Source organism: Embleya sp. NPDC001921 (assembly GCF_053594475.1).
Map to the genome: position 1 here is coordinate 1 of NZ_JBSFEO010000120.1, position 6487 is coordinate 6487.

Below are 6487 nucleotides of genomic sequence, written 5' to 3' on the forward strand. Positions count from 1 at the left end.
CCCGCTCGGTCGCCTCTCCCAGGGCACCGCTGGCCACGCCCCGGACGATGACCGCCTCCAGCCGCCGCACGTGCTCGTCCTGCCGCTCGGCCAGGTCCAGCAGCGCGGGCAGGTGGATGTCGATCACGCGCTGGATGGCGTTGACCGACGCGAGCAGGTCGGCCGGGCGCCGCATCGCCGCGAGGGTCTGGTCGGCGCGGATCGCCGCCAGGTCGGGCTCGGTGTCGGTCACGGCCGGGCCTCGCCGTCGAGCGGCGGCGAGTACGTCACCGGCAGGCCCAGGAATTCGGCGTGCGCGATCTCGGCCCGCGTGGACTCCCCGACGTAGCCGCCGGGCGCGACGATGATCACCTCGTCGGCGAACGCGATCTTGGCGCGGTGCAGTTCGTCCAGCCGCGCCTTGAGCGCCTCGGCGTCGGCCGGGTCGGCCCACAGCGGGTGGGGGCGCTTCATGTCGCAGCCGGGCGCCAGAACGATGTGGCCCGCAGCGGTCTGGCGCACGTTCTCCTCGGCCATCTCGGGCCAGAACCTCGTCGATCCGCAGATGCAGACGATCCGCGGTCGCTCCTGGTAGCTGCGGACGAGCTTGAGGGCGCGGAGATACTCGCCGAACTGGGTGACGACGGCGCGGTCTCCGTCGGTGGTGGGGTTGCAGATCGGGGGCGGTTGCCTGGTCATCGGGTCTCCGTCGTGTGGTGTTCGGGCTGGTCGGGCCGCCGTGTGGTGGGCGCGGTGCGGTGTCCGGCGGTCCAGCACGGGGCGCAGATGTCGTGGGCGCCGTGGTGGTGCCAGCGGTCGAGGTCGCGGGCCTGCGCCCTGGCGTCGGCGGCGGTGCGCCCGGGGGCGGCGATCTGGGGGACGTGGTGGCAGCCGGGGGCCTGGATGTCGCAGCGGACGTAGACGTCGCGGTGGATGCTCACGTCTGGCTCCTGGTGGGCGCGGGGCGCTCGGCCCGTCCGGTCGCGGTCTTCCGGGCCCAGTGGGCGTGGTTGGCGGCCAGCACGTCGGTGGCGAACGCGATGGCCCGCGCGACCGCTTCGTCGACCGTGAGGGCCCGCGGGAGGTCTTCGCGGGGGTCGGGGTTGCCGTCGTAGCCCTCGCCGTGGAGGAGGCCGGTGCCGTGGCCGTGTGGCCGCCAGTAGGCGCGGCCGCGGCGGAGGTTGTCGGAGCCCCGGTAGTCGGGTCGCCATCCGGCGGCGATGAGGGCTCGGCGGACGGTGCGTCGGTCGGTCATCGGGGCTCCGCCTTGTTTTCGGTGCCGTAGGTGTAGACGGCGCGCGGAGGGGCCGTGTCGATGGCGATGGGTCGGGCGGCGAACGCGAGGTGGGTGTCCATGCGGTGCCACACCTCCTCCTCGTCGGCGTGCTCGTCGATCAGCTCGGCTTCCTCCTCGTACTGCTCGTCTCGGCATCGCTGGCAGAGCTGGATGGCGACGGGGCCCTGTGTCCAGTCGGCGGGGATGCGGGGCGGGTGCCAGGGGAAGAGGCGGCGGATTTGGCGGCATCGCTGGCAGCGGCCTTCGATGCCGTGGGTCGTGTCGGTCACTTGGGCTCCGTGGTGGTGGTGGTGGTGACGTCGCCGTTTCGCAGCAGCCCGGTCTCGTAGCCGATGGCGACGGCGTGGGCGCGGTTCGAGGCGCCGAGGGCCTGGAAGAGGACCTTCACGTGGGTCTTGGCCGTGTAGGCCGCGATGTGGAGTTCGCCGGCGATGCGCTTGTCGGTCCAGCCGTGGGCGAGGCCGAGGAGGATGTCGAACTGGCGGCCGGTCAGGTCGGGGGTCGGGGCATCCCAGCCGTGGGGGCGGGTGCCGGAGCCGGGGCACGACTGGCGGTCGTTGTCGCGGTGTTCGCGGAAGTGGCCGTTGACGCTGACGGCCCAGTCCCGGCCGCAGTGGTGGCATGCGGCGCGGGGCCTGACGCGGCGGCCGGTGGGGGTGACGTCGTAGCCGGTGAGGGCGTTGGTGACGGCGGCGGACAGGGGGCCTTCGTCGGGGTCTTCGGCCCAGGTCTGGCCGGCGGCGTCGATGGCGGCGAGGGCCGAGGCGGTGATCACGGGGCCCTCCGCTCGCGCCGTTCGGCCTCGTCGACCACGGCCCGGTAGGCGTTGTGCAGCAGCGAGTTCGAGGAGCCGTTCCACTCGGCGGCGGGGAGGGATCCTGTCCACAGGCTGGGGACGCGAAGCCGGATGGGGTCCTGGCCGAGGCGGGCGAGGAGGTCGGGGTGGCGCAGGACGAGCCGCCGACGGCGCTCCCGTTCGGCCAGCGCGTGGGCGCCCTGGACCATGAGCGCCTCGGTGATGGCGCGCTCCTTGCGGAGGGCCTGGACGTCGGCGTATCCGAGGGGCTCGACCTCGCGGGCGGTCACGATCCGCCGCCCTTCCGCCGGTCGTCACCGCGCAGGACGATCCGATCGCACATCTCGGTGAGGCGGGAGGCGATGCGTTCGCCGAGGATGTCCCGCATCTGGGCGGGCGGCACGTTGGTGGTGAAGATCGCGGGGAGGCACTGCTCGTAGCGGTGGTTGACGAGCCGGTAGGTGATCTCCTCGTTCCACTCGGTGGGCTTGGCCGCGGCGATGTCGTCGAGGTAGAGCAGCGGTGCGTCCGCGGCCTTTTCGAATTCGGCTTCGGTGTCGCGGCCGGTCCGAGGGCGGAGCGAGGCGTACAGGTCGGCAGCGGTGCTGGCCTTCCAGCGGTTCTCGCCGGCGGCGTGGGCAACACCCTTGATGACGGACCAGCCGAGGTGGGTCTTGCCGGTGCCGGTGGGGCCGACGATCAGGAGCGATGGGGTGTTGTCGCGGTCGAGGGTGTAGCCGCGGACCCAGTCGGCGACGCGGGGGTCGTCGTGGGCGGCGGCCTGGTAGCGGCGGGGGACGCGGTTGTCGAAGAACTCGATGGCGCGGACGCGGCGTTCGTCGGTGAGGCGGACGACTTCGTCGCGGACCCAGTCCCGCTCGCTCGGTTCGAGGGTGTTGACGCCGGCGGTGCCGCGGAGGTAGGCGGTGACGCGGATCTCGGCGTGTTCGCTGCCGGGGTAGCGAACGTCGCACGGGTCGGGCTGGGCGTAGGCACCCGCGGGAAGGCCGAGGTCGGTGGGGTCGATGGCGTGGCGGCGGGTCATCAGATCATGTCCTCGTCGTAGACGTCGTGGTCGGTGGGGTTTTGGAAGGGCTGCCAGCCGCCGGAGACGGCGCGGAGCGTGGGTCGCTGGACCTTCTGGAGGGCGACCTGGAGGGTTCCGCCGGAGATGACGCGTCCTTCGCGGGCGACGGCGTCGAGCGCGCGGGCGAGGTCGTTGCGGGGGATGCCGTTGCCGATGGCGGTGCGGACGATGCCGCGCACCGCGATGAACGACTGCGCGGAGCCGGTCTTGTGGATCTCCCAGAACGCGACGGTGAGGTCGTCGGCGAGTTGGTGCGGGTTGGGCTTCTTCGGTTTCGCCGCGGGCTTCTTCTTCGCCGCCCGGCGCGGCTTGTCCGCGTCGGCTTCTTCGGCGGCGGCGATGAGGCAGGTCTGTCCGGGGATCGCGTCGTCGGCGGGCGCTTCGCATGAGGGGATAGATGAGGAGAGTGAGGAGTATGAGGAGAAGGGGGGAGCCCCGGCACCTTCTGAAGGAGCCGGGGCTCCTTCTGAACGAGCCCCTGCTCCCCCTATGGGGAGCCCCTGCTCCCCCTTGTCGTCCGAAGGGGGAGCAGGGGCTACCCCTTCGAAGTGGGGCACCTTGAATGTCATCCGGGTGCCGGGCACCGCGTACAGCACCCGACCGTCCTTGCCCTTGCCGAGCGGGATCCGGAACTCCCAGCCGGCGGCGGCGAGCCGCTTGAGGGCGTTCCGAACCACCTCGGTGCTCTTGGCTCCGGTCCACCGGGCGAGCGCCTCCAAGGTCGCGTAGCTCTCCCGCGTCTTGTCGCCGGCGTCGTCCGCGATCTCCAGCGCGACGGCGCGCTGAAGTCCGGTGATGTCCGGCCCCAGCGCTTCGCGCAGTTGGCGCCGCAGCTCGTAGCCCATGTAGTGCGGCCTCGCTCGTCTCGTGTGTCAGTACGGGGGGATTTCGGGTCAGGGGGCATTCCTGATCAAGAACCCCGATCGCATATGCAAAACGCTACCATTCGGGCCGACCGAACGCATATGCGTTGCGCATGCGAAACCGTGGCGACGTGTCGACTTGGGCGCATAGCGTCCGCTAGCCTTTTGCCATGGCACCCACCCGCGAACCCATGCCGAACCGCGTCTTCCGACTCGACACCGAGACCTGGGACGCCTACGCCGAGGTGTGCGAGGCCAAGGGCCTGTCCCGCTCCGACGACCTGCGCGTCTACATCAAGCGCGAGGTCGCCGCGCACAAGAAGCGCCTGCGCGAGCAGCAGTCCTGACACTTCGCACCTCCTCTCGCCCGGCTTCGGTCGGGCTTTCGTCATGTCCGCCGTGCTCCCGGGGCGGGGGTGTGGACGCCCCGCCCCGGGGGTGTGGTGGGTCAGGAGGCCGCGGTCGCGGTCGAGCAGTCGGGACACTCGTCGCGGACATCCGGCAGGGGGTCGCCGTAGCCGGCGCACTTCATCTCGGCGTCGGTCACGTCGCCCAGGGGCAGGCCGCAGCCGTTGCAGCAGCGCTGGACGCGGATGGTGCGCGAGCCGCCCGGCTTCACGACGTCGGGCGTCTTGGCGCGGCCCTTCAGGGAGGCGCCCGCGGGCCCGAGGACGCGCTCGGCGTACACGTACACGGGGGTGGCGTCGTCGCCTTCGAACAGCTCCCAGCGGGGGCGGCCTTCGCCTCGCCAGTTGAGCCCGGCGACCTCGTCCTCGGGCACGTTCTCCTCGCGGACGTAGTCGGCGGTCGCGTGGGTCTTGGCGGTGTCGAGGTCGGCGTAGGTGGCGGCGCCGTCCCAGCCTTCGAAGTCGTGCCACCAGGCCCGGTAGACGGTGTTTACGGTGGTGAGCTTCGGAGTGGTCATGTCGCTCTCGTCTCGCGGTAGTTGGTGGTGCGGGGCCCGGCGGGGTGGTGTCGCCGGCCGGGCCCCGAGTCAGGCGGCGGTGGACTTGGCGGCGGCTTCGGCTTCGCGGTCGGCCTTGCGGACGGCGGCGGCCCGCAGGCACGTCTGGCAGGCGCGCTCGCCCTCGCGCTGGTGTCGGCGGGCGGCGGCCTCGGTGCCGCACGGGTCGGGCATCGCCGCGGGCGGGATGCCCGCCTCCCTGCGCTTGGCCAGGCGGGTGGCCTCGTCCATGCCACCCCAGATGCCCGCGTCGATGCCTTGGGTGATGGCCCAGTTCCCGCATTCGCGGTCCACCGGGCAGCGGGCGCAGACGGCCTTGGCTGCGGCGATTCCTGCGGTGTCGCGGTTGCCCGGGTAGAACATCTCCGGGTCTTCGTCGAGGCATTCGGCGAAGTCGCGCCAGTCGCGGACGTACTCGGTCGAGGTGGCGGACGTGTCGTAGTAGACGGCGGGGAGTCGGCTCACGAGGCACCTCCGAGTGCGTCGACGTCGAACAGTGCGCTCGTTGCGTCGGCGCGGGCGGCCTTGGCCGCTCGGCCGGCGATCCGTTGCAGGTCCGCCTGGCAGTCGTGGCAGCGGGCGACGAGCTCGGCCGCGGGCAGGCGGGCGGCGGCGATCCCGGTGACGGCCGGGTCCTCGGGGACGGCGACGAGGCGGTCCTCGCGGCGGCCGGTCTCGCGGTGCAGGTGGGCACAGCGGCCGGCGGATTTCGTGTGGCCGGCGCCGCACTGGCCGGTGCACGAGCACCGGTACTCGTAGCGGGTGACGACGGTGGTCCAGATGTCGGCGCCGAGGATCGGCGGGCGCGGCGCCCTCATGACGCCGCCTCCATGCAGCCGCAGCCGCCCCAGTCGAAGGCGAAGACCTCGATCTGCTCGGGCCTCTCGGCGGCTCGCCGGGCGAGTTCGTGGAGCGGCAGCGGCAGGGTGACGCCGTCGACGACCTCGGTCAGGTAGGTTGCCGCGTTGCCGTTGTCCGACCGGAACGCTTCCTCCTCTGCGGCGTACTTCCAGAACACGTCGGGGAACTCCCGCAGGACCTGGAGCCACTGGCCGGCGCCCGCTTTCACGCAAGCCCCGAAGCAGTTGTTGCGGGGGAAGCCGCGCCGGTACAGCTCGGGGATCACCAGGCCGCGGGAGCGGGCCGCGGCGACGAGGTCCGCGTGGTCCATCCACGGTGCTGCGGCCATCGGGTACTCGGCTCGCCAGGGCAGCCAGCCCGCCCGGCTGCCCGGGATGCGGTGGGTCTCGGACCAACCGATGCCGACGTAGAGGATGTCGGTGTGGGGGTCGGAGTTCTTCTGGAGCCAGTCCAGCGTCGGCTCCAACTTGAGGAGCCTGGAGGCCGGGCAGAAACGGGAGTTCCCCAGCCACTTCTCCGCCCTGTTCGCCTCAATCACGGTGCGCCCGTCGCAGACGGTGGTGATCGGGACGCCGAGGTCGGCGGAGGCGTCCGCGTTCCAGCGGTGCAGGTCGGGGTGCTCGGACCTGGTGTCGGCGTA

Annotated in this window: 13 protein-coding genes and 1 pseudogene; 1 reads left to right on the forward strand and 13 read right to left on the reverse strand. The window is 72.0% G+C overall.

From position 1 onward, the window contains the following. The 9 genes from ACWCPW_RS51225 to ACWCPW_RS51265 form a co-directional block, all read right to left on the reverse strand. On the reverse strand, nucleotides 1–232 hold a 232-nt coding region (locus ACWCPW_RS51225), incomplete at its 3' end, for a hypothetical protein (protein WP_449768553.1). After that, nucleotides 229–678, reverse strand: a complete 450-nt coding sequence (locus tag ACWCPW_RS51230; protein WP_449768554.1) for a hypothetical protein — start codon at nucleotides 676–678, stop codon at nucleotides 229–231. The genes ACWCPW_RS51225 and ACWCPW_RS51230, both read right to left, overlap by 4 nt. Next, nucleotides 675–920, reverse strand: coding sequence for a hypothetical protein (locus ACWCPW_RS51235; RefSeq protein ID WP_449768555.1), 246 nt, complete (start codon nucleotides 918–920; stop codon nucleotides 675–677). The genes ACWCPW_RS51230 and ACWCPW_RS51235 overlap by 4 nt, the downstream gene beginning before the upstream one ends. Further along, nucleotides 917–1234: a hypothetical protein gene (locus tag ACWCPW_RS51240; protein WP_449768556.1), complete on the reverse strand. Its 318-nt coding sequence runs from the start codon at nucleotides 1232–1234 to the stop codon at nucleotides 917–919. The genes ACWCPW_RS51235 and ACWCPW_RS51240 overlap by 4 nt, the downstream gene beginning before the upstream one ends. Further along, a complete protein-coding gene (locus ACWCPW_RS51245) occupies nucleotides 1231–1545 on the reverse strand; it encodes a hypothetical protein (protein ID WP_449768557.1) in 315 nt (104 codons plus the stop codon). The genes ACWCPW_RS51240 and ACWCPW_RS51245 overlap by 4 nt, the downstream gene beginning before the upstream one ends. After that, a complete protein-coding gene (locus ACWCPW_RS51250) occupies nucleotides 1542–2051 on the reverse strand; it encodes a response regulator transcription factor (RefSeq protein ID WP_449768558.1) in 510 nt (169 codons plus the stop codon). The genes ACWCPW_RS51245 and ACWCPW_RS51250 overlap by 4 nt, the downstream gene beginning before the upstream one ends. Next, the gene (locus ACWCPW_RS51255) at nucleotides 2048–2362 is read right to left on the reverse strand and encodes a hypothetical protein (protein WP_449768559.1); all 315 of its coding nucleotides are present in this window, start codon (nucleotides 2360–2362) and stop codon (nucleotides 2048–2050) included. Before ACWCPW_RS51255 ends, ACWCPW_RS51250 begins: the two co-directional genes overlap by 4 nt. Next, the gene (locus tag ACWCPW_RS51260) at nucleotides 2359–3117 is read right to left on the reverse strand and encodes an ATP-binding protein (RefSeq protein ID WP_449768560.1); all 759 of its coding nucleotides are present in this window, start codon (nucleotides 3115–3117) and stop codon (nucleotides 2359–2361) included. Before ACWCPW_RS51260 ends, ACWCPW_RS51255 begins: the two co-directional genes overlap by 4 nt. Beyond that, nucleotides 3117–4004: a hypothetical protein gene (locus ACWCPW_RS51265; protein ID WP_449768561.1), complete on the reverse strand. Its 888-nt coding sequence runs from the start codon at nucleotides 4002–4004 to the stop codon at nucleotides 3117–3119. The genes ACWCPW_RS51260 and ACWCPW_RS51265 overlap by 1 nt, the downstream gene beginning before the upstream one ends. 188 nt (nucleotides 4005–4192) lie before the next feature. Here ACWCPW_RS51265 and ACWCPW_RS51270 point away from each other — a divergent pair, with 188 nt between their 5' ends. Then, nucleotides 4193–4369 carry a hypothetical protein gene (locus tag ACWCPW_RS51270; protein WP_395873720.1) on the forward strand — a complete coding sequence of 59 codons (177 nt, stop codon included), beginning with the start codon at nucleotides 4193–4195 and terminating at the stop codon, nucleotides 4367–4369. A gap of 101 nt (nucleotides 4370–4470) precedes the next feature. Here ACWCPW_RS51270 and ACWCPW_RS51275 read toward each other — a convergent pair whose 3' ends face one another. The 4 genes and pseudogenes from ACWCPW_RS51275 to ACWCPW_RS51290 form a co-directional block, all read right to left on the reverse strand. Further along, nucleotides 4471–4947, reverse strand: coding sequence for a hypothetical protein (locus ACWCPW_RS51275; RefSeq protein ID WP_449768562.1), 477 nt, complete (start codon nucleotides 4945–4947; stop codon nucleotides 4471–4473). A 231-nt stretch (nucleotides 4948–5178) separates the two neighbouring features. After that, nucleotides 5179–5451 (reverse strand): annotated as a pseudogene (locus ACWCPW_RS51280) (WhiB family transcriptional regulator); the annotation flags it as partial. Further along, the gene (locus ACWCPW_RS51285) at nucleotides 5448–5804 is read right to left on the reverse strand and encodes a hypothetical protein (RefSeq protein ID WP_449768563.1); all 357 of its coding nucleotides are present in this window, start codon (nucleotides 5802–5804) and stop codon (nucleotides 5448–5450) included. The gene ACWCPW_RS51285 and the pseudogene ACWCPW_RS51280, both read right to left, overlap by 4 nt. Continuing rightward, nucleotides 5801–6487: hypothetical protein (locus tag ACWCPW_RS51290; RefSeq protein WP_449768564.1), on the reverse strand; the 687-nt coding region annotated here is incomplete at its 5' end. The genes ACWCPW_RS51285 and ACWCPW_RS51290, both read right to left, overlap by 4 nt.